26 protein-coding genes are annotated in these 24,686 nt (G+C 40.1%); 18 read left to right on the top strand and 8 right to left on the bottom strand.

Going from position 1 to position 24,686, the window contains the following annotated elements:
* Nucleotides 1–38: 38 nt before the first annotated feature.
* Nucleotides 39–908, bottom strand: a complete 870-nt coding sequence (locus tag IGI82_RS14325; protein ID WP_010749892.1) for a Cof-type HAD-IIB family hydrolase — start codon at nt 906–908, stop codon at nt 39–41.
* 132 nt (nt 909–1,040) lie between these two features.
* Here IGI82_RS14325 and IGI82_RS14320 point away from each other — a divergent pair, with 132 nt between their 5' ends.
* The 5 genes from IGI82_RS14320 (at nt 1,041) to IGI82_RS14300 (ending at nt 4,592) form a co-directional block, all read left to right on the top strand.
* On the top strand, nt 1,041–1,730 hold the full coding sequence (locus IGI82_RS14320) for a uracil-DNA glycosylase (protein ID WP_015510245.1): 690 nt from the start codon (nt 1,041–1,043) through the stop codon (nt 1,728–1,730).
* Between the two features lie 141 nt (nt 1,731–1,871).
* Complete coding sequence (gene pta / locus IGI82_RS14315; RefSeq protein WP_005228517.1) at nt 1,872–2,855, top strand: phosphate acetyltransferase; 984 nt, start codon at nt 1,872–1,874, stop codon at nt 2,853–2,855.
* 214 nt (nt 2,856–3,069) lie between these two features.
* A complete protein-coding gene (tsaE, locus tag IGI82_RS14310; RefSeq protein WP_349707722.1) occupies nt 3,070–3,543 on the top strand; it encodes a tRNA (adenosine(37)-N6)-threonylcarbamoyltransferase complex ATPase subunit type 1 TsaE in 474 nt (157 codons plus the stop codon).
* Nucleotides 3,536–4,060, top strand: a complete 525-nt coding sequence (locus IGI82_RS14305; RefSeq protein ID WP_438842374.1) for a GNAT family N-acetyltransferase — start codon at nt 3,536–3,538, stop codon at nt 4,058–4,060. The genes tsaE and IGI82_RS14305 overlap by 8 nt, the downstream gene beginning before the upstream one ends.
* 16 nt (nt 4,061–4,076) lie before the next feature.
* Entirely contained in the window at nt 4,077–4,592 is a 516-nt protein-coding gene (locus IGI82_RS14300) for a GNAT family N-acetyltransferase (RefSeq protein ID WP_010749887.1), read from the top strand.
* Nucleotides 4,593–4,667: 75 nt separating this feature from the next.
* Here IGI82_RS14300 and IGI82_RS14295 read toward each other — a convergent pair whose 3' ends face one another.
* Together IGI82_RS14295 and IGI82_RS14290 are read right to left on the bottom strand one after the other, a co-directional pair.
* Nucleotides 4,668–5,201: a 3'-5' exonuclease gene (locus IGI82_RS14295; protein ID WP_010749886.1), complete on the bottom strand. Its 534-nt coding sequence runs from the start codon at nt 5,199–5,201 to the stop codon at nt 4,668–4,670.
* An 84-nt stretch (nt 5,202–5,285) separates the two neighbouring features.
* Nucleotides 5,286–6,038, bottom strand: a complete 753-nt coding sequence (locus IGI82_RS14290; protein ID WP_010749885.1) for an exodeoxyribonuclease III — start codon at nt 6,036–6,038, stop codon at nt 5,286–5,288.
* A gap of 213 nt (nt 6,039–6,251) precedes the next feature.
* On the opposite strand from IGI82_RS14290, the gene IGI82_RS14285 reads away from it, so the two are divergent.
* From IGI82_RS14285 to IGI82_RS14270, 4 genes are all read left to right on the top strand, one after another.
* The gene (locus tag IGI82_RS14285; RefSeq protein WP_005228523.1) at nt 6,252–6,527 is read left to right on the top strand and encodes an AbrB/MazE/SpoVT family DNA-binding domain-containing protein; all 276 of its coding nucleotides are present in this window, start codon (nt 6,252–6,254) and stop codon (nt 6,525–6,527) included.
* Nucleotides 6,528–6,576: 49 nt separating this feature from the next.
* Nucleotides 6,577–6,696, top strand: a complete 120-nt coding sequence (locus IGI82_RS14280) for a type II toxin-antitoxin system PemK/MazF family toxin (RefSeq protein ID WP_284591101.1) — start codon at nt 6,577–6,579, stop codon at nt 6,694–6,696.
* Between the two features lie 312 nt (nt 6,697–7,008).
* Nucleotides 7,009–7,893 carry a UDP-N-acetylmuramate dehydrogenase gene (murB, locus tag IGI82_RS14275; RefSeq protein WP_438842612.1) on the top strand — a complete coding sequence of 295 codons (885 nt, stop codon included), beginning with the start codon at nt 7,009–7,011 and terminating at the stop codon, nt 7,891–7,893.
* 117 nt (nt 7,894–8,010) lie between these two features.
* Nucleotides 8,011–9,231: a hypothetical protein gene (locus tag IGI82_RS14270; protein WP_438842373.1), complete on the top strand. Its 1,221-nt coding sequence runs from the start codon at nt 8,011–8,013 to the stop codon at nt 9,229–9,231.
* Between the two features lie 66 nt (nt 9,232–9,297).
* On the opposite strand, the gene IGI82_RS14265 is transcribed toward IGI82_RS14270, so the two are convergent.
* The 4 genes from IGI82_RS14265 to IGI82_RS14250 are packed head-to-tail and all read right to left on the bottom strand — an operon-like array spanning nt 9,298 to nt 12,270.
* A complete protein-coding gene (locus IGI82_RS14265; RefSeq protein WP_005228527.1) occupies nt 9,298–9,942 on the bottom strand; it encodes an ECF transporter S component in 645 nt (214 codons plus the stop codon).
* A 2-nt stretch (nt 9,943–9,944) separates the two neighbouring features.
* Complete coding sequence (coaC, locus tag IGI82_RS14260; RefSeq protein ID WP_005228528.1) at nt 9,945–10,502, bottom strand: phosphopantothenoylcysteine decarboxylase; 558 nt, start codon at nt 10,500–10,502, stop codon at nt 9,945–9,947.
* A 32-nt stretch (nt 10,503–10,534) separates the two neighbouring features.
* Entirely contained in the window at nt 10,535–11,284 is a 750-nt protein-coding gene (gene coaB, locus IGI82_RS14255) for a phosphopantothenate--cysteine ligase (RefSeq protein WP_074535480.1), read from the bottom strand.
* Nucleotides 11,281–12,270: an acrylyl-CoA reductase family protein gene (locus IGI82_RS14250; RefSeq protein ID WP_438842372.1), complete on the bottom strand. Its 990-nt coding sequence runs from the start codon at nt 12,268–12,270 to the stop codon at nt 11,281–11,283. The genes coaB and IGI82_RS14250 overlap by 4 nt, the downstream gene beginning before the upstream one ends.
* 386 nt (nt 12,271–12,656) lie before the next feature.
* Between IGI82_RS14250 and IGI82_RS14245 the strand changes: the two genes are divergently transcribed.
* From IGI82_RS14245 to IGI82_RS14225, 5 genes are read left to right on the top strand one after another with little or no spacing between them, the layout of a single operon-like run.
* Nucleotides 12,657–13,199 carry a helix-turn-helix domain-containing protein gene (locus IGI82_RS14245; protein WP_015510239.1) on the top strand — a complete coding sequence of 181 codons (543 nt, stop codon included), beginning with the start codon at nt 12,657–12,659 and terminating at the stop codon, nt 13,197–13,199.
* Nucleotides 13,200–13,215: 16 nt separating this feature from the next.
* Nucleotides 13,216–14,304 carry an ABC transporter ATP-binding protein gene (locus tag IGI82_RS14240; protein ID WP_005228533.1) on the top strand — a complete coding sequence of 363 codons (1,089 nt, stop codon included), beginning with the start codon at nt 13,216–13,218 and terminating at the stop codon, nt 14,302–14,304.
* Nucleotides 14,305–14,316: 12 nt separating this feature from the next.
* Nucleotides 14,317–15,126, top strand: a complete 810-nt coding sequence (locus IGI82_RS14235) for an ABC transporter permease (RefSeq protein WP_005234157.1) — start codon at nt 14,317–14,319, stop codon at nt 15,124–15,126.
* Entirely contained in the window at nt 15,123–15,959 is an 837-nt protein-coding gene (locus IGI82_RS14230; protein WP_005228535.1) for an ABC transporter permease, read from the top strand. The genes IGI82_RS14235 and IGI82_RS14230 overlap by 4 nt, the downstream gene beginning before the upstream one ends.
* Nucleotides 15,956–17,029: an ABC transporter substrate-binding protein gene (locus IGI82_RS14225; protein WP_010749877.1), complete on the top strand. Its 1,074-nt coding sequence runs from the start codon at nt 15,956–15,958 to the stop codon at nt 17,027–17,029. Before IGI82_RS14230 ends, IGI82_RS14225 begins: the two co-directional genes overlap by 4 nt.
* Nucleotides 17,030–17,587: 558 nt before the next feature.
* Here the strand turns inward: IGI82_RS14225 and IGI82_RS14220 are convergent.
* Entirely contained in the window at nt 17,588–18,433 is an 846-nt protein-coding gene (locus IGI82_RS14220) for a helix-turn-helix domain-containing protein (protein ID WP_181409182.1), read from the bottom strand.
* Between the two features lie 689 nt (nt 18,434–19,122).
* Here IGI82_RS14220 and wgkB point away from each other — a divergent pair.
* The 4 genes from wgkB (at nt 19,123) to IGI82_RS14200 (ending at nt 24,647) form a co-directional block, all read left to right on the top strand.
* Entirely contained in the window at nt 19,123–20,226 is a 1,104-nt protein-coding gene (gene wgkB / locus IGI82_RS14215) for a radical SAM/SPASM peptide maturase WgkB (RefSeq protein WP_438842371.1), read from the top strand.
* A 6-nt stretch (nt 20,227–20,232) separates the two neighbouring features.
* Nucleotides 20,233–20,556, top strand: coding sequence for a PqqD family peptide maturation chaperone WgkC (wgkC, locus tag IGI82_RS14210; protein WP_115232705.1), 324 nt, complete (start codon nt 20,233–20,235; stop codon nt 20,554–20,556).
* A 16-nt stretch (nt 20,557–20,572) separates the two neighbouring features.
* A complete protein-coding gene (locus IGI82_RS14205) occupies nt 20,573–21,889 on the top strand; it encodes an MATE family efflux transporter (protein WP_181409181.1) in 1,317 nt (438 codons plus the stop codon).
* Nucleotides 21,890–22,889: 1,000 nt separating this feature from the next.
* Nucleotides 22,890–24,647: a 1-deoxy-D-xylulose-5-phosphate synthase gene (locus IGI82_RS14200; RefSeq protein ID WP_438842370.1), complete on the top strand. Its 1,758-nt coding sequence runs from the start codon at nt 22,890–22,892 to the stop codon at nt 24,645–24,647.
* Nucleotides 24,648–24,686: the final 39 nt, after the last annotated feature.

Raw genomic sequence — 24,686 nt, 5'->3', positions numbered from 1 at the left:
CTTACGCCTCCTCATGTATCCCCAAAAAGCTGCGTGATTTAAAGATTTTCATCAATTGCCCGAACGATCGCTTTGCCGACACCAGACTCAATATTGGTGTCCGTCAAATACTTCGCGGCTTCTTTTACCTCTAGCTCGCCATTTCCCATTGCAAAACTAACGCCTGCCAGTTGCAGCATACTTACGTCATTTAAGTTGTCACCGATCGTCATCACTTCCTCCAGTGAGATCATCCGATCCTTAGCGACATGCGCCACTGCGATTCCTTTTTGCGCGTTTCGGTGGTTGATCTCAATATTGTTTTGTCCAGAAGAAGTCACCACTAGATCGCCGTACCCATCGATGATTTTCGTGATAGGACCCAATACCCGCGCACCATCTTGATGGAAGCAGATCACTTTCAAAAATTCTAATTCTTCGATCGAAAACAACTCACTGAAATCATCGACATAATTGATCGGTAAAAATTCCAAACGGGCTGCTGTCATAGCAATCGCCATCTTATGGGTTAAATGGGGCATTGCTTCTGCCGTGTGGATCGCAAAATTTTCGATCCGACGTGTTTGGCTTTCCGAATAGATCCCGTTGCTCGTGGAGATCTCAAAATAGATGTCGTTTTCTTTGAGTAGGTCGATCAACGAACGAGTTTGTTCATGGCTGATCGGCACAGTAAATAATGAATTACCCGCTTCGTCGTAGACTTGGGCACCATTCAAGGTGATCATTGCACAGTCGATCCCGGCTTCTTGCAGCGGCGGCAAAGCCTCTTTGCGGTTACGGCCAGTTGCGACCATAAATTCGATTCCTTTGGATTGGGCATATTTGATTGCTTGGATATTTTCTTCTGAAATCTGCATACTAGCATTTAAAAGCGTACCATCCATATCAGAAGCAATTAATTTGATCATTGTCAGCGTCCTTTCTTAATCGTTTCTACAAATAGTGTACCATAAATCGCGCATTTTTTTTCTTTCGAAGAGTAATTCTTGTTTCTAAGGGGAGGGATTTGTTATCCTAGAAGAAAACAAAGGAGATTCGCCATGAAACGACTATTGGACAATGATTGGCAAGAACAATTGCAGGAATCATTTGAGCAGCCGTACTACCAACAACTGCGGACTTTCTTGAAACAAGAATATGCCCAGCAAACGATCCATCCAGCAATGGATCATATTTATGAAGCCTTAAAACTGACACCATACCATGACGTAAAAGTTGTCATCTTAGGTCAAGATCCTTATCATGGCCCTCACCAAGCCCACGGACTGTCGTTTTCCGTACAGCCGGGGGTCAAAATACCGCCTTCGTTGCGGAATATTTACAAAGAATTAGCTGATGACTTAGGGATTCCACCTGTGTCCCACGGTTATCTCGTACCTTGGGCGCAACAAGGGGTCTTATTGTTGAATACCGTGTTGACAGTACGTGAAGGGCAAGCCTATTCACATCACGGGCATGGCTGGGAGCAGCTGACTGATACGATCATCGAAAAATTGAATCAACGAGAAGAACCGGTCATTTTTGTGCTTTGGGGCAAACCCGCCCAAAAGAAAGCCGCGTTGCTAGATACTAGCAAACATATTATTATAACAGCGCCTCATCCAAGTCCGTTATCAGCGCATCGAGGATTCTTTGGTTCGAAGCCTTTTTCAAAGATCAATCAAGCATTGCTGGCGTTAGGGGAAGAACCGATTTCCTGGGCGTTGCCCGAAAAAATAACACAGTTGTAAAACTGTGTTATTTAGAATGAGTGAATTTGTGAAAAAGGTAACGATATTTAAAATAATCGACTAATACAGGATTTTTATCTGTTCTTTTTTTCGCAATTATTGTACAATGGAAGGGTATAAAAAAACTGGAGGTCTTTACCCGTGGAATTATTCGAAAGTTTAAAATTTAAAATCGTGCGTCGTCATATCAAAATCGTTTTTCCTGAAGCAACAGATCCTCGTATCCTAGGTGCTGCTAGCCGTTTACGTTCAGAAGAACTAATTGAACCTGTTTTGATCGGTAACCCGGTTGAAATCGAAAAAGCAGCGGAAGCTCGCGGAATCAACGTATCCAACTTTGAAATTTTAGATCCTGAAAATTATGATCGTTGGGATGAAATGGTTGAAGCTTTTGTGGAACGCCGCAACGGCAAAGCAACGAAAGAACAAGCAGAAGAAATCTTAAAAGATGTCAACTATTTCGGTACAATGTTGACTTACATGGGCATTACTGAAGGAATGGTTTCAGGAGCGATCCATTCTACGGGTGATACAGTAAGACCCGCTTTACAAATCATCAAAACAAAACCAGGTGTGAGCCGTACAAGTGGTGCTTTCTTAATGGTTCGTGGTCGTGACCAAGAAAAATACTTGTTCTCAGACTGTGCCATCAATGTAAACCCAACTGCACAAGAATTGGCAGAAATCGCTGTTGACTCAGCGAAAACCGCTGAATTATTTGAAATCGATCCAAAAGTTGCTATGTTAAGCTTCTCAACGAAAGGGTCTGCGAAAGCACCAGAAGTAGATAAAGTCGTTGAAGCAACAAAAATCGCCAAAGAATTGGCACCAGAATACCAAATCGATGGAGAATTGCAATTCGATGCTGCGTATATCTCAGCAGTTGCGCAATTGAAAGCTCCTGAATCTGAAGTAGCAGGTAAAGCAACCGTCTTTGTTTTCCCAGATTTACAATCAGGAAACATTGGCTACAAGATCGCCCAACGTTTCGGTAACTTTGAAGCGATTGGACCAATCTTACAAGGATTGAACAAACCAATCTCTGATTTGTCTCGTGGTTCAAATGAAGAAGATGTCTACAAATTATCAATCATTACTGCGGCACAAACACTAATGGAAAAATAAGCAGCCAATCGCTGCACTTATGAAAAACTGATCCCTTGAGGGTCAGTTTTTTGTTTTGCTCTTGGAAAGTTGAGGGCAGCAAAGGAGGAAGTGTGCGCAAAAGCAACGATCCAGTGATCGTTGGGGAATTTTTCCTAAGCTCCTTCTTTACAATTCCTTGAAAAACAAGCTATACTAGCAACTAGTAAATTAGATTGATCAAAGGATGGGGACTATGTTTACCATTAACGACTTAGAAGCAACCGCAGCATTTGCAAAAATCATTGGAGAGGCAGCCGAGCCAGGGGATAATCTGGTATTGACGGGCGATTTAGGTGCTGGCAAAACAACCTTGACGAAAGGCATCGCCTTGGGGCTAGGAATCGAGCAACTGATCAAAAGTCCGACCTATACGATCATCCGTGAATATACCAATGGGCGGCTACCACTGTATCATATGGATGTCTATCGGGTGGAATACGGTGCAGATGATTTAGGACTGGATGATTATTTCGAAGGGGATGGCTTGTGTGTGATCGAGTGGGGCAATCTCTTAGAAACCTCCCTGCCAGAGGATTATTTAGAACTGATTTTGGAAAAAGATGATACAGATGAACAAAAACGTCTTGTGAAATGTCATGCATATGGCACCAAAGCAACCGCCTTTTTGCAACGGATCACAACAAAATGGCAGGCAGCCCATGAGTGAGATCCAATTACAGATCAAAGAAGCCACGGGTGCTGATGCCAAAGCTGTGTTAGCAGTCAGTCAGCAGCTAGGAGAAGAAACGGATTTTCTCTTGATGGACGAAAGCGGCTTGGCGTTGCCAGAAGCCTTATTGGCAGAACAGCTGGAAGCTATCTATGAACGGGACGACTATTTGCTGTTGTTGGCATTTGATCAAGAACAATTGATCGCCATGGCATCAGTCAAAGGCCATGAAGAGTGGCAATTAGCCCATGTCGGGGAGATCGGTATCTCGATTTTAAAAGACTATTGGGGCTTGGGCTTAGGTTCGCTCCTGATTGAAGAATTACTGGACTGGGTAGTAGAAGTTGGCGAATTGACCCGCATCGAGTTGACCGTCCAAGCGAGAAATCTACGGGCGATCCATCTGTATCAAAAATTTGGTTTTCTAACAGAAGGCTGTATGAAAGAAGCGGTGCAAACCCGCGAGGGGCAAAAAGTTGACGTCTTGATGATGGCACGTCTTTTTGAATCATAAAAAAGGAGTGAAGGAAATGGAGTTTCGGGAACCGACGATCGCAGACTGCGATCAAATCGAAGCGTATCGGCAAGCCTTCGAGAAGAATCAAGAAGTCATCCATGGTGGGGCAGGACTTGTAGAAAGTCCGACAGCCAAAGACTGGCTAGAGGGATTGGTGGATTTTAAAACAGCAGAAACGGTACCAGAAGGATTCGTTCCCGCCCGTACCTATCTGGCTATCCAAGATCAAAAAGTGGTCGGTCTCTTGAATCTGCGTCTGACACTTAATGCGTATTTGCGCCAAATTGGCGGACACATCGGGTATTCAGTGCACCCAGACCATCGAAAGCAAGGCATCGGCTCGGCAATGTTGGCACAGTCATTGGTAAAGGCCAAACAATTTGGCTTGAACAACGTGTTAGTAACCTGTGAAGAAGCCAATCGCGCCTCCGCCAAAGTCATTGAAAACAACGGTGGTAAATTGACAGAAAAAGTCATTGATCCTGAAGATGGCGCTATAATCTGTCATTATTGGATCGATCTGACTTAAAATGAATCCTTCCTTAAATGAAAACGTGCGTCCTAAAGGCTAGCGCAATGCTGACTTTAGGACGCACGTTCTTATTTATTTGACTAAAACCAATTTTTTTAATGGATCGATACCAAATTCTTCTTCTTGACGCAATAAGATTTGGGCACATGCCCGACTATCTTCTAGTGCATCATGGTGGTTTAGTAAAGGAATCTGTAATTGCTCACAAACCGTGTTTAATTTGTGGTTCGTAAATTCTGGATACAGCTTGCGGCTCGTTCGCACCGTGCATAAGGAAAGATAATTTGGTTGTGACAACCCATAATAATCAAGACATCCCGCCAAAACTCCAGTATCAAAACCAGCGTTATGCGCAACGATCAAACTGTTCAGTTGATAATATTGTTGGATTTGTTTCCATACGTCAGGAAACTTAGGCGCTTCTTGTACATCTTCTGGACGGATGCCATGAATTTGAATGTTTTTCCAAAAAAATTCCGTTTCCGGTTGGATTAATGTGTAATATTCGCCCACGATTTTGCTATCTTGTACCATGACTAGTGCAAGGGAACAGGCACTATGCTTTTGATAATTTGCTGTTTCAAAGTCCATTGCGATAAAATTCATCAGACTCACCTCATTGCCATTCTAGCACAAAATCAAAGAATGAAAAGTGAACAAACGTTAAGAAAAACTGAAGTTTTCTTACGGTTAGTTGAGATCCAGTTCCACCGGACAATGATCACTACCAATGATATCTGTATGGATCTTGGCGTCTAGCAAGCGCTCATTTAAGTCATCCGAAACGACAAAGTAATCGATGCGCCAGCCAGCATTGTTTTTGCGAGCGTTGAAACGGTAGCTCCACCAAGAATAAATACCTTCTGCATCTGGATAGAAATAGCGGAACGTATCGGTAAAGCCAGCAGCCAAAAGAGTCGAAAACTTTTCCCGTTCTTCAGGTGTAAACCCAGCACTTTTTTGATTGGTTTTCCAATTTTTGATGTCGATATTTTTATGGGCAACATTCAAATCACCGCAGAGAATCACTGGCTTTTGTTGTTTCAATTCAGTCAAGTAAGCCAAAAAGGCATCTTCCCAAGTCATGCGATAATCCAAGCGGCGCAATTCATTTTGGGAATTCGGTGTGTAGCAAGTAATCAAGAAAAATTCAGGATACTCCAGCGTGATGACGCGACCTTCCGTATCATGTTCTTCGATTCCTAATCCATAACAGACCGATAGTGCAGGTTCTTTTGCGAAAATTGCTGTGCCAGAATAGCCTTTCTTCTCCGCATAATTCCAGTATTGATGATAGCCTGGTAAATCCAATTCGATCTGACCTTCTTGCAGCTTTGTTTCTTGTAAACAAAAGAAATCAGCATCGAGGGCTTCAAACACTTCAGAAAAATTTTTTTTAACGATGGCCCGTAAACCATTCACATTCCAAGAAATAAATTTCATTGAGACTCCTCCTTGTTTTCCACTACGCCTCCCATTTTACCTAAAAAAGCCAGAAGCGCAAAGCAAGTGAGCGGAATGAGGAAAACAAGGAGGAAGAATGAGGATTAAATTTGGATGCTAGAGAAAATTCGTTTGTAGTACGGAAAAGGAACGATGGCTCCTTACGTTTACTTCCATTTTATGATACAGTCATTTTGAAAAGGGGGCAGTTTCATGACGATCAAAGCGCAAGTTTCAGCGAAAATGACTTCGAAAAATCAAATAACTATTCCAAAAAGTGTGCGGCAAATACTAGGCTTAAAAGAGAATCACTGGGTAATTTTTGAATTTACCCCAGAAGGTGAGATCAAGGTAAGAGGCGAAAAAGCAGCACCTTCTTTTGAAGCTTTTTGGAAACAAGAATTAGCGATCATAGAAGAAATGGGAAAATTTGACACAGGTGAGATGTTTTTTGAAAAAGATTTAGGTGAGGAGAACATTGAATGGTAAGGCAAGGAGATATTCTTTTATTGACTTAAATCCCACCAAAGGAAATGAAATGGCAAAAAAAAGACCGTGTGTAGTGGTTAGTAATGATTATTATAACAAGAGTTTCAATACCGTCTTAGTGATGCCACTCAGTAGCTCAAAAAAATATGTAGAAGAAAAATTTGCTTGATCGAATGCGTTTCAAACCGTTACCGAAACACAAAAGAGTAAAGTTCAAGGGACGATTCTTTGTCAGCATATTCGCAGTGTGGACTTCTTGCATCGCAGCAACTTAGAAGTAGTCGATAAAGTCACTACCGTGATGAAAGAACGATTATCTGAAATAACAAAACACTTTTTTTGAAGCTGACTCTTTATTAATCAGGTCATTTGATTATTAAGCTTTTCTTTGATTCACCAGAGGTAGCAACTTTTCCTTGAACATGCTAAAATAAGTGAGATGTTTATTGTGAAAGGAAACCTTCTCGTGAATAAAGACTTGATGATTGCGCAATTCCCTGAAATTGCCTTATTAAAAGATGAACCCTTATTGAACTATACGTATACAAAAACTGGTGGATCGGCAGACATTTTGGCTTTTCCCAAAACAGCAGATGAAGCCAAACAGCTGCTTGATTATTGCCGAGAACAAGCGATTCCTTGGATCGTCTTAGGAAATGCCAGCAACTTGATCGTCCGTGACGGTGGTATTCGTGGCGTGGTGATCATGCTATCAGAAATGAACCAAATCGTGGTAGACGGCACTTCTTTGATCGTCGATGCTGGAGCAAAGTTGATCGATACCACCTATGTCGCTTTGCATGAATCGTTGACTGGTTTTGAATTTGCCTGCGGGATTCCTGGCAGTGTCGGCGGTGCCGTCTTTATGAATGCTGGCGCCTATGATGGCGAGATCCAAGATGTCTTTGCGTCCTGCGACGTTTTGCTGGCTAATGGTCAAATCGTGACTTATACCAAGGAAGAAATGGAATTTGCTTATCGTCATAGCAAATTACAAGAGCAAAAGATGATCATTTTAAGCAGTCGCTTTGATTTAGCAAAAGGCGATCAAGAGCAAATTAAAAAGCGGATGGATGAACTGACAGAATTGCGGCAATTGAAGCAACCGCTAGAATACCCCTCTTGTGGGAGTGTCTTTAAACGTCCAGTCGGTCATTTTACCGGCAAGCTGATCCAAGATGCAGGCTTACAAGGATTGAAATGGGGCGGAGCCCAAATTTCGGAAAAACATGCGGGCTTTATCGTGAATGTCGATCAAGCCACTGCAACGGATTACGTCGAACTGATCGCTCATATACAACAAGTCATCAAAGAAACCTTTGATGTCACCTTAGAAACAGAAGTCCGAATCATCGGCGAAGAATAGATTAGCGAGAAGATTGTCCCGAGGGGCAGTCTTTTTTTTATGAGAGCTGATAAAAAAGAGCTTAGGTTTGTAAGCTTTCTCAGTCTTCGGTACAATAAACGAAAAGGAGTGAGCAGGATGAAAAAGTGGGGACGCGTCATTTTGTTTGTTGGGTTCGCCTTTCTTTTCGGTGGTTGTACGAAATTACCGCAAGAACAGTTTGCCGAACAGTTGACGAATCAGCAAGCAGCGAATGCTGGTGAATTCCAAGCGACGATCGATACCTTTGAGATGGGCAGCAGCAGCGAATACGGTCAAGAAGCCGATAGGTATGCCTCCATGTTGATGTCACAGTTAGTCGGTTCGTCATTTAAAGGGGACTTCGTCCAGGACAAAGAAACCAAAGCGATTTTACTCAATCTGGCAGTCGCTTTTGGGGGGCAGGAGCTGCCGATCAAGCTGATCGTCGATCCAGAAAAACAAGAAGCGTATGTGTCAGCTGAAATCTATGAAACACTGCAAGGGTATATCAGCGCATTTGGTAGTGACAGTTATGGGACAAAACCAGACGCTGCGGAATATGAAGGCAAATACCTGCGCATCGATCAAGAAACCTTAGATTCTTACTTTGGCGAAGGAACTTTTGCAGAGGACGGCGAGGGGACAACCGAAGCAGAAAAAGAGCCTGAAAACCTCTTTACCATGAACAGTCTTTTTCATAATGAAACGTTTGCAGACTATTTGAAAACCTTTGAACCAGATGCTTTCAAAAGAGATGGAGATACGATCAGCCACACGTTTACCAAAGAAGAATTGGCAGATTATGCAACCTATGCTCAAGAACACGGCGCCGATCAAAATCAAGTCGCCGAATTAGAAACGATGCTGCAAGAAGTTGAGCAGTTTGACTTAACCATGACCATCAATACGAAAACAAATCAGCAGAAAATGGCTTTTCACTTCGTGCAAGCGGATGAGCTGCAAACCACTATCGGAGCCACGGTGACTTTTACAGGGAAGAAAAGTGATACTGCTGTTGCAATCCCTACAGCGGAAGAATTGATTGACCCAGAAGAATTGTTTTCTCCCTATGATTATGGTTGGGATGACAGCTATGACGATGGGTATGAAAATGATTATGATGATGAGTACTGGGATAGCTATGATGAAACCGATGATTGGTCTTCTTATATGCTGACGGATGAGGAGTTTGAAGAACTGCTGCTGCAAATCAAGCAAGAGCTGCCTTATTTGACCCAAGCAGATATCGATGATTATCTGACATTTTATGAAGAGTATTTGACCCAAGAGCAGTATCAAGAGCTTGTCGAAGCACTCCAAGTGACACAAAGTTTATAAGACACTCAAAAGGGAAGCGACCGCCTAAGTTAGCCAAAAAGCTAATTTTGGGCGGTCGCTATTTTTTTAGATACGATTTTTTTTGCGGTTCATGACTAAGCGCAAAAGGACGGTTCCAACTGCCATCGTGGCGATTCCCGCTACAATGGCTTCAGGTACACCTTGGGCGAAGATTACACCCAAAATCGCTGCATAGACAGCATTGCCAGCTTTCCCCACAACCTCCGCATATTCTTGCTGGAACAAGAAGTAGATCAAGTTCATTACCAGGATCGTATTCGTCAAGCCTCCAGCAACACCAGCAATCAGTAGCGAAAGACTTTGCTGTTTGTTTTTCCAGATTTTTTGACAGCCTTTGTAAACAAAGTAAGGAACGACACCAATCAAAATACGAGGAATCAACGCTACGAGGATCGCTTTCCAGCTTCCTTGATCACTCCCATAAATCGGTACGAAAGGGGAGAAGACAAAAGAAAGCGGGGTGATGATCCAGGTCGAACGCACCATACTGATGATCCCAAAGGCGCCGCCTAAAAAGCCGCCGATCCGAGGGCCTAATACAATGGAAGCGATGATCACAGGAATGTGCATCGTTGTCGCATTGATTGGTCCTAAGGGAATAAACCCAAGAAAGGGAACCGATGCTAAAAGAATCAAGATTCCTAAAAAGAAAGCTGTTAAGACAAGTTCAAAAGTTGATATTTTTTTCATTGTTAGACACTCCGTACTTCCAAAGCAGTCAATGCTTTTTCAAGAATCGTTTCTGTTGCTGCTAATGCGCCTCTGCCGAAATCACCGCAAGCCAGTAACGCTTCACGGGGTTCAATCTCTTGGAAGCCGACTTCTTTCAAAATTCCCAAATTTCTTTGAACAATCGGGTTTTCGTACATGACGGTATTCATGGCTGGCGCAATCAAGCGAGGCACGGATAACGGCAACGCTAAGGCAACTGTTGAGATCAAATCATCGGCTATCCCATGCGCCAGCTTGCCAATACTGTTGGCACTGGCTGGGGCGAGCAAGAAAAGATCGGCTTGTTTGGCTAGTTCAATATGATTGATCCGATCTGGTTGACGTTCTTGCATAACATCGACATGGATCGGGCGTTTGGATAATGACTGTAACGTCAAAGGCGTAATAAATTGTGTGCTGTTTTGTGTCATTAAGACATCCACTGCATAGCCCTTTTTGGTTAATTCATTGGTTAGGTCGGCTGCTTTGTATGCAGAGATACTGCCGCTGACGCCAAGCAGAACGTGTTTTTGTTTCATGTTTCTTTCTCCTTTTCTAAAAAAACATCTAGCTAAGCACGCAGGTCATTGCGTAATGTGTCAACGATCAAGGTTGCGATCTCAGCTTTTGTGCGGCCAGTCCCGATTTGTCCTTCTTGTGTCAAAAGGTGTCCGACATGCTGGTTTCCAGAAATTTGCGTCAAGTCGTTGGCTAACACATAATCCGCTTGGCTAGCCAGCAGACTTTTTCGTGCGACCGCAAACAACTCGGCTTCCGCTACGTCTACTAATAATTTGAATCCGACTAATAAGGTTGTCGGCTGTAATGCTTTGATGGTTTGGATCACTTTCGGGGTTTTCTTCAACACTAAAAACAAATGATCAGTATTGGAAGAAACTTTGCCTGCCGTTGTTTCAGATTGTGTGAGCACGTGTGCCATCAATGCCGGAGTGACCTGGTTGTCATAAGCTGGTAGGGCATCGTTGATTGCTTCATAAAACGCTGCTTCTGAAAAATGAGCAGCAGGGGTGAAATCACTGACTGCCATACTGTGGATCACAGCAGCATACGAATGGGTCGTCAATAAATCGGTCAACTGCGTCAACAAGTCCGTGGTCCCTTCAATGAAATGACAGGTAACGCGTGGATCGGTCGGCGGTTGTTTGGCAGTTTTCGTCGTAACGTAATCGATGGCCACCTCAGGGTATTGCAGCCATTCCTTGGCAATGGCTTGACCAAGTGAGCCCGTGGAATGATTCGTGATTGCACGGACATCATCGATTTTTTCGGAAGTACCGCCAGCCGTAATCAAAATTCTCATTGCGCTTGTGACACCTCAACGATCGTCCGTCCTTGGTGCGTACCAGCTAATAAAGCTGCCAATGTTTCTGGCAAGTCTTCCAAAGTGATGGCTTTCGTGTAAAGCTGATCGATCACATTCCACTCACCCGCTAATTTCTCCCATAATGCCGAGCGGATCTCATGGGAAACATTGACCGAATCGATCCCAATTACGCGAATCCCACGCAAAATAAATGGTAAGACAGTCGTTTCGATTTTGATTCCACCAGCATTGCCGCATAAGAAGGCACCGCCCCCATACGCGATTTGCGGAAGCACTGCCGCAAGCAATGGACCGCCAACTGTATCGATGACCGCTGCAAACGTTTGTTTTGCTAATGGTTTGACCTTTTCGGGTACCACTTCATCCGGACGGACGATTTTCGCTGCGCCTAGGTCCAACAACCATTGCGCATCGGTTTTCCGAGATAGCGCCACTATATTTGTATAGCCCAGTTTTTTCAATAAAGCAATGCTGACACTGCCGACGCCACCGCTAGCACCTGTCACCAAAATAGCAGCGTCTTTTGCTAAGTGCAGCTGTTCTAATTCTTGCACCGCTAAAGCTGCTGTGAACCCAGCAGTGCCATAGGTCATACTGTCTTTTGCTGAAAAACCAGCAGAACGTTTCACGAGCCACTCGGCTGGGACCCGTTGAAATTGACTGTAACCGCCTGGGTGAGAAACCCCTAAGCCATAACCTGTCACTAAGACTTGGTCGCCTGGGGCAAAATCAGCAGACTGACTGTCCACGACTTCCCCTGCTAAATCGATTCCCGGCGTCATCGGATACGTGCGGATCACGCCGCCATTTTCTTTTGCTGCCAAGGCATCTTTGTAATTGACATCTGAGTAATCAACACGGACAAGCACATCGCCTGCTGGCAGCTCGTCAAGGGTTGCAGTTGTGAGTGAAGCAGTAAAATTTGGTTCATTCATGACACGAAAGGTAGAGAAATTCGTCATTTCAGACACTCCTTTGATGGTTTGTACTCATAATACCATAAGTTTTATTTTTTTAACCAGTGAAGCAAGAAAAGGCAGGTCTTCTTATCAAAAAATCAGCAAAAACAGATCATTATTAAATCTACCTTTTCTTCGTTAAAATAGAAGTTGTTCTTTTAAACCTTTAAAAAGCGAAAATGCCGGGACCACCAATCGTTTCCTTTATAACACAAGCGTTTAGCGTCACTCCTTTTTTTGATCAGGGAGAAAAGAATTCAAAAAAATGAAGAAAAAAGGCTTGTGTTTTTTGCAATTATTTGTATACTAGAAAAAGTGAAATTAAACATGAAGTTTACTTATAGCAAACTTTTTTATTTGAAGTTGTGTCAATCAAAGGGGGAATGAACATGGAGATTGGCGAGAAGCTGCGCAATTTGCGCGTTCAAAAGAATTTGACCCAAGAAGAATTAGGCGAGCGGACCGATTTGACGAAAGGCTATATCTCACAGTTGGAGCGTGATTTGAGTTCGCCTTCTATGGAAACTTTTTTTACGATCTTAGAAGTTTTAGGCGTGACACCAGAGGAATTTTTCCGAGAAGAAAATGCGCAGCATCAAGTGGTTTATCGCGAAGAAGACAGCACGCTTTATTATGATGAAGAAAATGGCTATGAATTGAAGTGGCTGATTCCCGATTCCAATGAAAAAGAAATGGAGCCCGTCTTGCTGACTTTTGATAAAGCGGGCGAATACAAGACCTTTGAACCATCGTTAGCAGAAACATTTATCTATGTCTTAGAGGGCAGTGTGGCGTTGACACTAGGAGAAACGCAGTACAAGGCTCGTAAAGGCCAATCGATTTATTATCAGGCGACTGAGCCGCATCAATTAAAAAATATTGCGGGCAAAAAAAGCCGTGTGCTTGTAGTCGTGACAGATTCTTATTTATAGTACAGGAGGAAAGAGTGTGGGAAAAACAATAATTTCATTCAACAATGTGGTGAAGCGATTTGATGATGATGAAACAGTTTTGAAAAAAGTGAGTTTTGATATTGAAGAAGGTCGCTTTTATACATTGTTAGGTCCTTCAGGTTGTGGAAAAACAACCATCTTACGCATCATTGCGGGTTTTTCGGACGCAACAGAAGGCGACGTTTATTTTGATGGACAAAGAATCAATGACGTTCCTGCCAATCAACGGCAAGTGAATACTGTCTTTCAAGATTACGCCTTATTCCCACATATGAACGTTTTTGAAAATGTGGCATTTGGTCTGCGAATCAAAAAATTACCAAAAGATGAAGTGAATAAAAAAGTCTTAGAAGCGTTGCGGCTAGTGCAGCTTCCTGGTTATGAGAATCGTGAAATCAGCGAAATGTCTGGAGGACAACGCCAACGGGTCGCAATCGCACGAGCGATCGTCAATGAACCCAAAGTATTGCTCCTGGATGAACCCTTGTCCGCATTGGATTTGAAATTGCGAACCGACATGCAATACGAGCTGCGGGAATTGCAGCAGCGACTAGGCATCACCTTTATTTTTGTCACCCATGACCAAGAAGAAGCGTTGGCGATGAGTGATGAGATTTTCGTTATGAATAAAGGGAAGATCGTTCAAAGCGGCACACCAGTGGATATTTACGATGAACCAATCAACCATTTCGTGGCGGATTTTGTCGGTGAAAGCAACATCGTCACAGGTACGATGATCGAAGACAACTTAGTGGAATTTGTCGGCAAGCAGTTTGAATGTGTCGATGGCGGGATGCGGCCGAATGAAGCCGTTGAGATCGTGATCCGTCCGGAAGATTTGAATTTGACGACGGCGGAAAAAGGCAAGCTGGTCGTTGAAGTGGATACGCAATTGTTCCGAGGCGTGCATTACGAGATCATTTGTTACGACGAACAAGGCAACGAATGGATGGTTCACTCTACAAGAAAAGCCACTGAAGGAAGCAAGATCGGTCTTTCCTTTGAACCAGAAGACATCCACGTCATGCGTTTCAATGAGTCCGAAGAAGATTTTGATGCTCGTTTAGAGAGCTACGAAGATTAGGAGGGAAAGCTAATGACGAAAATGCGTCGTTTTTATGCGATACCCTATGTCTTTTGGTTATTGCTATTTGTTATTGCACCAGTCTTATTGATCATCTACCAATCTTTTTTTGATATGAACGGCAACTTTTCGCTGGTCAATTATCAAAGCTACTTAGGTTCTGGCAAATATTTGATCATGACCTTAAACTCGGTTTGGTATGCCTTTTTGATCACCTTGATTACCTTAGTGATCAGCTACCCGACAGCGTATTTCTTAACTAAGCTGCGGCACAAAGATTTGTGGCTGCTGTTGATCATCTTACCAACGTGGGTCAACTTATTGTTAAAAGCTTATGCGTTTATTGGGATTTTCGGCATTCATGGCAGTGTCAACAACTTCCTAGAAATCATGGGTGTTGGACCAAAGCAGATTTTGTTTACCGACTTTAGCTTTTTGACGGTTGCCGTCTATATCGAACTGCCCTTTATGATCATGCCGATTTTTAATGCCTTAGAAGAAATGAATCCCTCTTTGATCAGTGCCAGTCGCGATTTAGGGGCAAACAGCTATGATACGTTTCGACGAGTGATTTTCCCTCTGTCGTTAAACGGTGTGAAAAGCGGCGTCCAAGCCGTCTTCATTCCGTCGCTCTCCCTCTTCATGTTGACCCGTTTGATTGGGGGCAATCGCGTGATCACGCTTGGTACGGCGATCGAGCAGCACTTTCTCGTTACCCAAAATTGGGGCATGGGTTCGACCATCGGCGTCATTTTGATCATCGCCATGTTCCTCGTGATGCTGTTTACGGGAGAAAAGAAAAAAGGAGGGCAACGTAAATGAAAAAATTTCGCTGGTCCAATCTTTATCTGATCGTCGTCTTTATTCTTTTGTACGTGCCGATCTTTTATTTGATTTTCTATTCCTTCAATGAAGGAGGCACCATGAATGCTTTTACGGGTTTCACTTTTGAACATTACCAATCCGTCTTTCAAGATACCCGCTTGATGATCATCGTGTTGAACACCTTTATGCTGGCATTTTTATCAGCATTACTGGCAACGATCATCGGCACATTTGGTGCGATGGGCATCTACTATACCCGCAAACGTCGAACGAGAACGGCATTGTTGAGTTTGAATAATATTTTGTTGGTTTCACCAGATGTCATCATTGGTGCCAGCTTCTTGATTTTCTTTACGATGATCGGCAACTTGTTCCGTGGGTTTAGCTTAGGCTTTTTCAGCGTATTGCTTTCGCATATCGCCTTTAGTATCCCGATCGTGGTGTTGATGGTCTTGCCGAAACTGCAAGAGATGAACGATTCAATGATCGACGCTGCCCGTGATTTAGGCGCGAATAATTTTCAAGTCATTAAAAATATCATTTTGCCTTTCTTGACACCTGGCATCATCGCCGGCTATTTCATGGCATTTACTTATTCACTCGATGATTTTGCCGTGACATTCTTTGTGACAGGCAATGGCTTTAGTACCTTATCGGTAGAGATCTATTCTAGAGCACGTCAAGGAATCAGTTTAGAAATCAATGCATTAAGTACACTTGTCTTCTTATTCTCCATGATCCTGGTGGTAGGCTATTACTTTATCAGTAAAGAAAACGGCGCGAAGAAATTGCGTAAAAACCGCCGTGTGGAGGTGGCAAATCTGCGATGAAACGACTACAATCTCTGATTATCGGTATTGTTGCGATTGTCCTGATCTTGCTCTTTGGTGTCCGTGAATTGGAACGCTCCTCTGGTATGGCAGGCGCTGAGGTCGTCAACATCTACAACTGGGGCGACTACATCGACCCAGATTTGATCAGTAAGTTTGAAGAAGAGACTGGCTACAAGGTCAATTATGAAACCTTTGACTCAAATGAAGCGATGTTCACGAAGATCCAACAAGGCGGCACGTCCTATGACATCGCCATACCGAGTGAATACATGATTGAGAAAATGATGGAACAAAATCTTTTAAAACCATTGGATCACAGTAAAATCAAGGGGCTAGACAATATCGACCCTCGCTTTTTGGACCTGAGTTTTGATCCTGGCAATCAATATTCGATTCCTTATTTCTGGGGAACACTGGGGATCGTCTATAACGATAAGTTCTTTGATGAAGGTGAGATCACCCAATGGGACGATCTTTGGAAACCCGAATTAGCAAACAGCATCATGCTGATCGATGGCGCGCGTGAAGTGATGGGATTAGGTTTGGACAGCTTAGGCTATTCTCTTAACAGCAAAGACGATGATCAGCTGCAAGAGGCATTCAATAAGCTTCGGACCATGACTCCAAACATCAAAGCCATCGTCGCAGATGAAATCAAGATGTACATGGCCAACGAAGAAGCATCGGTTGCGGTCACATTTTCTGGGGAAGCAGCCGACATGATGTACGAAAACGAGCACATTCATTACGTGATCCCTTCGGAAGGCTCCAACCTGTGGTTTGATAATATGGTCATTCCTAAGACCTCACAAAACGAAGCCGGTGCTTACGCCTTCTTGAACTTTATGCTAGAACCCGAGAACGCTGCACAAAACGCAGAATACATCGGCTATTCCACACCTAACCAAGAAGCCATGGCATTACTGCCTGACGAGATCACCGAAGACGAACAATTCTATCCATCCGATGAATTAATGGAACACCTCGAAGTCTATGAAAACTTAGGTGCTGAGTATCTGGGCATCTATAATGATTTGTTCTTGGAATTGAAGATGTATCGGAAATAAGAATTAAAAATTAGATAAAATTGGTTAAATCAACGAGCAAAGAATAATAAGTCGCTTATGGATTTTTTAGGTTCTATTTTACTGGGCTTTTTGTCAATAATGACTGATGAGTTGTGTAAAAAAATCTGGGTCAGAATGAATTTCATTCTGACCCAGATTTTTTTATTGGCGTGAGTTATTAATGAAGATGGAGTTGAAGAATCATTTCTGATACGTCAATTCCGCAAACTATAGAGTCTAGAAATTACTCCTTTAAAACTAAAGTGAAGGAGATATTATTTCATATTTCTTAAAGTGAAAAAGTACAGTTTTAAATGCAATATGAACAATAAGTATTAAATGTGTAACAGATATTAAATGAAGTAGCCAAGTTAGAGGAGAAAAATTAAAGCATACTTATTTGGTAAGTTTTGAAAAGATGGCGATCCATTTTGTTTAAGTTTGTACTTGTAAGAAACGTTAATTGTTGATGGTTTCTCTTTACTATAAAGTTGTCTCATAACATAACGTATAGAATTATCTCATGACAAATAATGTCTAAAATGATTGAAGGTAATTTCAAAAAAATAGTGCTTCTTCTTTTTTTATTGATTCAAATAATAATTGATCATCAAATAAGTTCGCAATTTGCAAGGATTTTTTTAACAATTTTTTATCTTTGCACAAAAAGCTTTTTCGAGCAATCGCTATGGAGTAATAATCGGAACGCTTTATTTTTTTTGCAAGAGGAATTACTAACTCTAGAGTTGTCTCTGCGTCTTTAAACTGTTGATTTTGCAAGCATAACAAAACAATATTCAAGTGAATTGCACACTCTAAATAAGCTGTGTTTTCGAAGTCATTATAACGTCTTAGTTGAATAACCAACTGGTTTGCAATACTTATTGCTGTTTCAGTTGGAAATAAATATAAGCAACAGTTTATTAATTTAATGTCATCAATATTCCACCATAAATAATTCTGCATATCTTCCCACGGAACAGTCAGAAGAATTTTAGGAAAACAAGGAATCACTTTTTTATTATTTTTAGATAGTTCTATTAGAGAATCGATTATATAGACTAGTAGATCTATCGTTTTACTAAATGATTTTTCTTGAAAATCTAGGCATTCATTCTTTAAACCAAGCAATTTAGATACTTCATTATTTGAAAATAGAGAATAAAATTGATTAAGAATTCGTTGTTTTTCATTTGTTCGATATCCTTGATTGATATAAAGAAATTCGTTAAAACTAACATCAATCCTGTTTATGAGTTCAATAAAAGTTTGAACAGAAGGGATTACTTTTCCATTTTCAAATTTAGACAAGCTGGTTCTTGAAATGAAATCTTTGCAAATCTCTGATTGTGTTATTCCTTTACTTTTTCTTATTTCGCAATAAGTTTTTCCGTAATCGCTCATAAGCAACTCCTTTCCTAAAATAAATGTGATTTTAGTTTACAAGTTAAATTTTTCTTTTTGAATCCAGTATAGTTAAATTATAACAAATATAACTTAATTTTAGGAAGGAGCATTGTTATGGAACTATTTGAGATTTTCACATGCTGGTTAATTGGCGGATAGGTTCTAATATTTAGAGTGTGGCGACTCTTCATATAAATATTATTGAAGGAGGTGATTTATTTGAAATTTAAAAAAGAATTTAAAACTCCAAAAATGGAAAGTGTTCATGTATGGGGGAAAAATTAAAACGTCATGACTATCAGATAAAAATAATTATGGAGAATGTGTTTTTTTCGTGAGGATATATTCTGATAATCAACGACTAGCAGGTTATTCAAGAGGTGTCATTAACACTATTTCTTGACATACCAATTAGAAAACGAAATAAATATTAGTTATTTCCGTGGTAGAATCTATTTTTTCATCTCTCTAATATGTAGATAAAGTAAATAGCGCCACGGAAATGACTATGGTTACATATTAACGATTAAGGAGTGTTAAACGGAATATTCAATACCCTCTGAATATTCTAGTTGACATTTTTTATTTTTATATGATTTGTATAGTTTCATAGAATGCTATCTCAAATCACATAGATCGTACGTTATTTAAAATTTGATTCAAGAACTAACTTGAAGGAGGTTAATATGAGAAAATTTTATAAAAGCCCATTACTTGTAGATTTATGTGTAACGAATAGGTGTAATCTTAGTTGCGAGTATTGTTCCGCTGAATCTGGTCCTTTTGCTAGCAAGAAAGGGGAAATGACTGTTGAAAAAATTGATTCTATCTTTAGAGAACTTGATTTAGCGGGAGTTCCACGAGTAGCAGTAACGGGTGGTGAACCGTTTATGAGGACCGACATAATCGAGATATTAACGCATTTTGATAAGTATAATTTCACTAAAATTCTAAACACAAATGGAAATCTGATTACTCAGAAGAAGGCAAAAGAGTTGTCAAAACTTAATTTAGATAGAATTTGCGTTACTGTAGACGGTAGTAGATCATCAGTTCATGATATGTCAAGAGGAATAGGTAGCTTCAAAAAAACAATAGAAGGTATCAGAAATCTACAAAAATATAATTTACCCGTATCAACATTATTCACTTTAGGTAAGCATAATGTAGATGATTTGATTAATACTATCAAGTTAAATGATATGCTTAATATAGATTTTATGAGCGTTATGGTTATTTGCCCCACAGGACGAGCCAATGATGGGAGTATATTGGCTGATAAGGAGCATTGGTATCCTGTTTTCATGGAGTTAACAGAGCGTATACAAAAAAAAGAATTTAAAGTACATTTTAAAATTGTTCCACCCAATGAAAGTGATATTTTTTGGCAACATTATTTTCCTTTAGCCTATTATGATAGACTTGACTTATTAAGCGTTTGGGGCTTTAGTATGAATGAGTTTGATAAAGAAAGAGAAATTTCTTGTCAAGCTGGGATCAAATCTTGCTCAATATCCCATCAAGGTGATTTATATGGATGTGATTTAATGAATGGTATAGATAGTTTGATTGCTGGTAATATAAATAAACAATCATTTTTAGAAATATGGAATGATTCCCCTGTATTCCAAAAATTAAGAAATATTGAATTTAAAGATATCTCCGGTAAGTGTTCTGTTTGCCCTCATACATGGTGTGGCGGCGGGTGTCGGTGCAGTGCATTAGAAATGGATGGAAGCTTATTAGGTTCAGACCTTGCATGCTTTTATGATCCAGAAGAAAGTAGGTAAGAATAAATGGAAAAAAAACAGTTCAAAATTAAAGGAAAAAAAGATTTGTTTTTCAAAAGAGATGGTGATTCATTTACAGTATTTGATCCTGTATTTTTAGAATATTATGGTGTAGATATTGTAGGAGCCGAAATTTTGTATTGTTTATCAAAAAACTTTACTCTGAATCAAATAGCAGCCTGTCTAGTTGAGGAATATGATATCGATACCGAACTTTGTAAAGCAAGTATTATTGATTTTCTAAATAATGTCCCTATAAAAGATTTAATTTATCCGAATCTAATTCTAACTGATATTTATCTAGAGCTAGAACCTTTTGCCAAAGTATGAGTAAGGAGAATTGAGAGTGAACAAGAAAATTCAATCGTTTACACTGCCATTAATTGCATCTAACATATTGCAAGTAATTATCTCGCTAGTTTCACTATCTATAATCTCTCGTAAATCAACTGAGTCGCTTGCTGCTATTGCCATGATCGATAGCTTTCTATATGCTTTTGGAGGAATATTAGGGGTCATTTGTTTTGCTTTCAATATATACGGAGCAAAAGCGTTAGGCGCTAAAGATGATAAAAATTTAAAAGTCTATATTTCCTCGATATTTTATTTAAGTATAATAATTGGAATAGCTTTCATGTTGATTATTCTACTTTTTGGTAGAGAAATTCTTCGTATTGTTTATGGTTTTACGGGGGATTTATTAGGAACTGCCACTATTTATCTTTTTATTATGTCTCCATATATTCTGTTTACATTACTATCATTTGTTTTTACAAATCTTTTAAAAATTGAAAAAAAGACCAATCACATTTTTTATGTTTCAATGTTCACCGCTTTATTGCAGGTTGCTCTAAGCTATATATTTATTAATGGTGAGTTAGGAATATCTCCTTTGGGAGTGTTAGGAAGTGGTCTTGCAAGTATAGTTTCGCTGATTTTTATGGTGATAATTTATTTCATTAATTTGAAGGGAATTCTATTAGGCAGTATTAAAAATGCCCCACGCAAAATGAAATTTCTATTGTTCAAGTCTATTCCAATGGTTCTTCAAGAATGCTGTGAAGGAATTTTGTTTATAATCGCATTTGAAGGTGTTGTTGCTCGATTAGGCGTCAACATTCTAGCAACTTATGCTATTATTGGTCAAGGATTAATGATTGCAAGGTTACCAACATTAATGTATGGGAATGCAGTGACAGTTTTTGCGAGTGAAGCAAATGGTAGAAAGAGCAGCAAGGGGGTTTTTCAAATTGGAAGGATTACATTATTTTCTTCTTTGATGATGTATTTAGGAGTTATATCCCTTATATGGATATTAAAAGACTCCTTCTTTCAGTTTTTCACTAACGATCCTAGTGTATTTCAGTTAATGCCGAGTATGTTGCCAATAATATTTATTGTGATGGTGGTTAGTCCATTATATGAAATATCCAAATATCTTTTACAAAGCTTGGAACGTAGTACAACTGTTTTTACCTTGACAATCAGTATAAACACTATTGTAATGATTATAATTCTTATTTTGATGGATTCGGATAAACTAAATTTCACGCGTTTGTATAGCTTATATGGAATAAACTTTCTTGTACTTGGTATTTTATTTACTCTTACATTTATGTCTCATATGAAAAATAAATTTTATTATAAAGAGATGGGAGATTAATAAGATAATTTAATACATATATATTATCAAAATTATCTTCCAAAGAGATAGTTTTGATATATATATGATTTTTCTATAGATAACAGTAGAAAGTGCTTTGTAAAATAACCGATTTCGTAATGTTTCTACTGGTTGGGAACATTGTTTTTTTTTTATAAAAAAAATGGGTATAAATGGTGATTTCTGATACTAAGGATAGCTCTTATCATTTTTATATCATTTTAAATAATCAACCAGATTTTAGCAAAAATCTGTATCAGAAACTATGTAATTGTAACTCCAGTAAAAAATGGTGGGAGCTCATATAAGAAGAATGAACTAACAATTTAACATTTGGTATTTCATTTTCTAATAGAGATTTAAGATTATTTGTCAATAAGGAATATTTAATTTTGCAAAATTAATGCCTAACAAAATAAGATATTATCTTGATTTATCAGCCAATAAATTATAGAACTGTTTTGTTAAGAATAACTTATATTGTGATTTCCTGTAGTTTTTAAATCGTGAACTTAATGATTTAGGAATCATATTCAAGGTACCTTAATATCTTTTTATTCTTAAGGGAAATAGTAATTGTCTATATAAAAGGGTATTGTATAATATAAATTTATATTAATTACTTGCGTTTCTACGAGAAAATAATCATTCTGTTAATTAATGAAAAAAATAGAGAATAATAAGTTAGAAAAATCCCTTAGATTAGATTGGAGAGTTCTTGTTAAAAATGTTTCAATAACCACTTGACCTAAAGTCAACTCTAGGTGGTATCTTTTTAGATAGAAGAAATGAGCAGCGATTGTTAGAACTAAGAAAAATCACAATTTCCCTTCAGGATAACTTGCTATTTCTTGGTTTGACAGGAATTTAAAAAAGAGCGTCCATCTCCGATTGCCGCTTTTTTTCATTTTAGAGAACGATCCACTCATTTCGATTTCGTGTCTTTTTCCTTGTGAGTAAACACACGAACCATTCAAACATTTTTACAGGAGGTATGTACATGTTATTAGAAAAAATCAAAAGCCCCAAAGCGTTAAAAAAATTGACCAGTGGGCAACTTCAAGAACTGGTAGTAGAAGCACGAACTGCTTTATTGGAAAAAATCAGTCACCATGGGGGGCACAATGGCCCCAATCTGGGGATGGTTGAGATGACGATCGCGTTGCATAAGGTCTTTGATTCCCCCACCGATAAGCTGATTTTTGATGTGTCTCATCAGACCTATATCCACAAAATGTTGACGGGACGCGCCCATGCCTTTCTTGATGCTGCTCAGTATGATGCGGTTTCTGGTTACACGAATCCGAAAGAAAGCGAGCACGATCTCTTTACGGTCGGTCATACCTCCACCTCAGTTTCGTTGGCAAATGGTGTGGCGAAAGCCCGTGACCTAAAAAATGAAACGTATAACGTCGTTGCCGTCATTGGCGATGGTTCTCTATCAGGTGGCTTAGCGTTTGAAGGCTTGAACAATATTGTGGAATTAGGCACCAATACCATCGTGATCCTCAACGACAATGACCAATCAATCGCAGAAAACCATGGGGGGATGTATCAGAATTTGCGGGCATTGCGGGAAACCAAGGGGCAAGCAGCAGATAATCTGTTCAAAGCGATTGGTTTTGAGTACCACTATTTAGATGACGGAAATGACCTCGCTGCCTTGATCGCTTTATTTGAAAAAGTGAAAGACATTGATCATCCTGTTTTATTACACATTCATACGATCAAAGGCAAAGGCTTCAAGTTTGCGGAAGAAAATCGTGAAAAGTTTCATGCAGGTGGTCCCTTTCATTTAGAAACAGGCGAATATATTTCTGCTGGCGGCAATCAAGTAACCTACAACAGCTTAACGACGGATTATTTATTAGAAAAAATGGCGACAGATCCTAAAGTTGTGGCAGTAAATGCTGGTACACCGATGCTGCTTTTTTCTCCAGAACAACGAGAAAAAGCAGGTAAACAATTTGTAGATGTGGGTATTGCAGAAGAACATGCGCTATCGATGGTTGCTGGGTTAGCAAAAAATGGAGCGAAACCTGTCTGGGCCGTTTTTTCTACCTTTATGCAACGTAGTTTTGATCAAATTTCCCATGATTTGGCCCTAAATCATCTGCCGGGAACGATTCTGGTATACGGTGCATCGATTCATGGAATGAATGACGAGAGCCATTTGGGAATTTTTGATATCCCCTTTTTGGCACATATTCCCAACCTTGTTTATCTTGCGCCAACCTCTAAAGAAGAATATCTAGCAATGTTGGATTGGTCGCTGGAACAAACCAACGCTCCAGTTGCGATCCGAGTACCGGTTGGACCTGTCAACGAAACGGCAGTGGCAGCCTCTACTGACTACAGCGATCAAAAAAATGAGGTGACTCAAGCTGGTACGCAGGTAGCCATCGTCGGTGTCGGAAACTTTTATGCGCTAGCAGAAGAGATCGCTGAACAATTGGAAATGCAACATGGAATTACGCCAACGGTGATCAATCCTAAGTTTATTTCAGGGGTCGACAAAGAGTTGCTGGATGCTGTGGCACGAGCGCATAAACTCGTTGTCACGTTGGAAGACGGCATACGAGAGGGCGGCTATGGACAAATGATTGCCAGCTATCTTGGTGATCGTGAGATTGCCGTCAAAAACTATGGCTTAGAAAAGAAATTTTATGATAACTACCGAGCAGCGGACGTTTTATCCGAACTTGGTATCACTGCTGAGGCAATTACGAAAGATGTCATAGAACAGCTGCAGAAATAAGTTCTCTTAGGGTGTTTTGTGTAGCTGATAGGATTGTTA

This window comes from Enterococcus sp. AZ067 (assembly GCF_051715005.1).
Lineage (GTDB): Bacteria > Bacillota > Bacilli > Lactobacillales > Enterococcaceae > Enterococcus_D > Enterococcus_D casseliflavus.
Note: the sequence above shows the minus strand (reverse complement) of the source record. Positions and strands in the feature narration are given on the sequence as shown.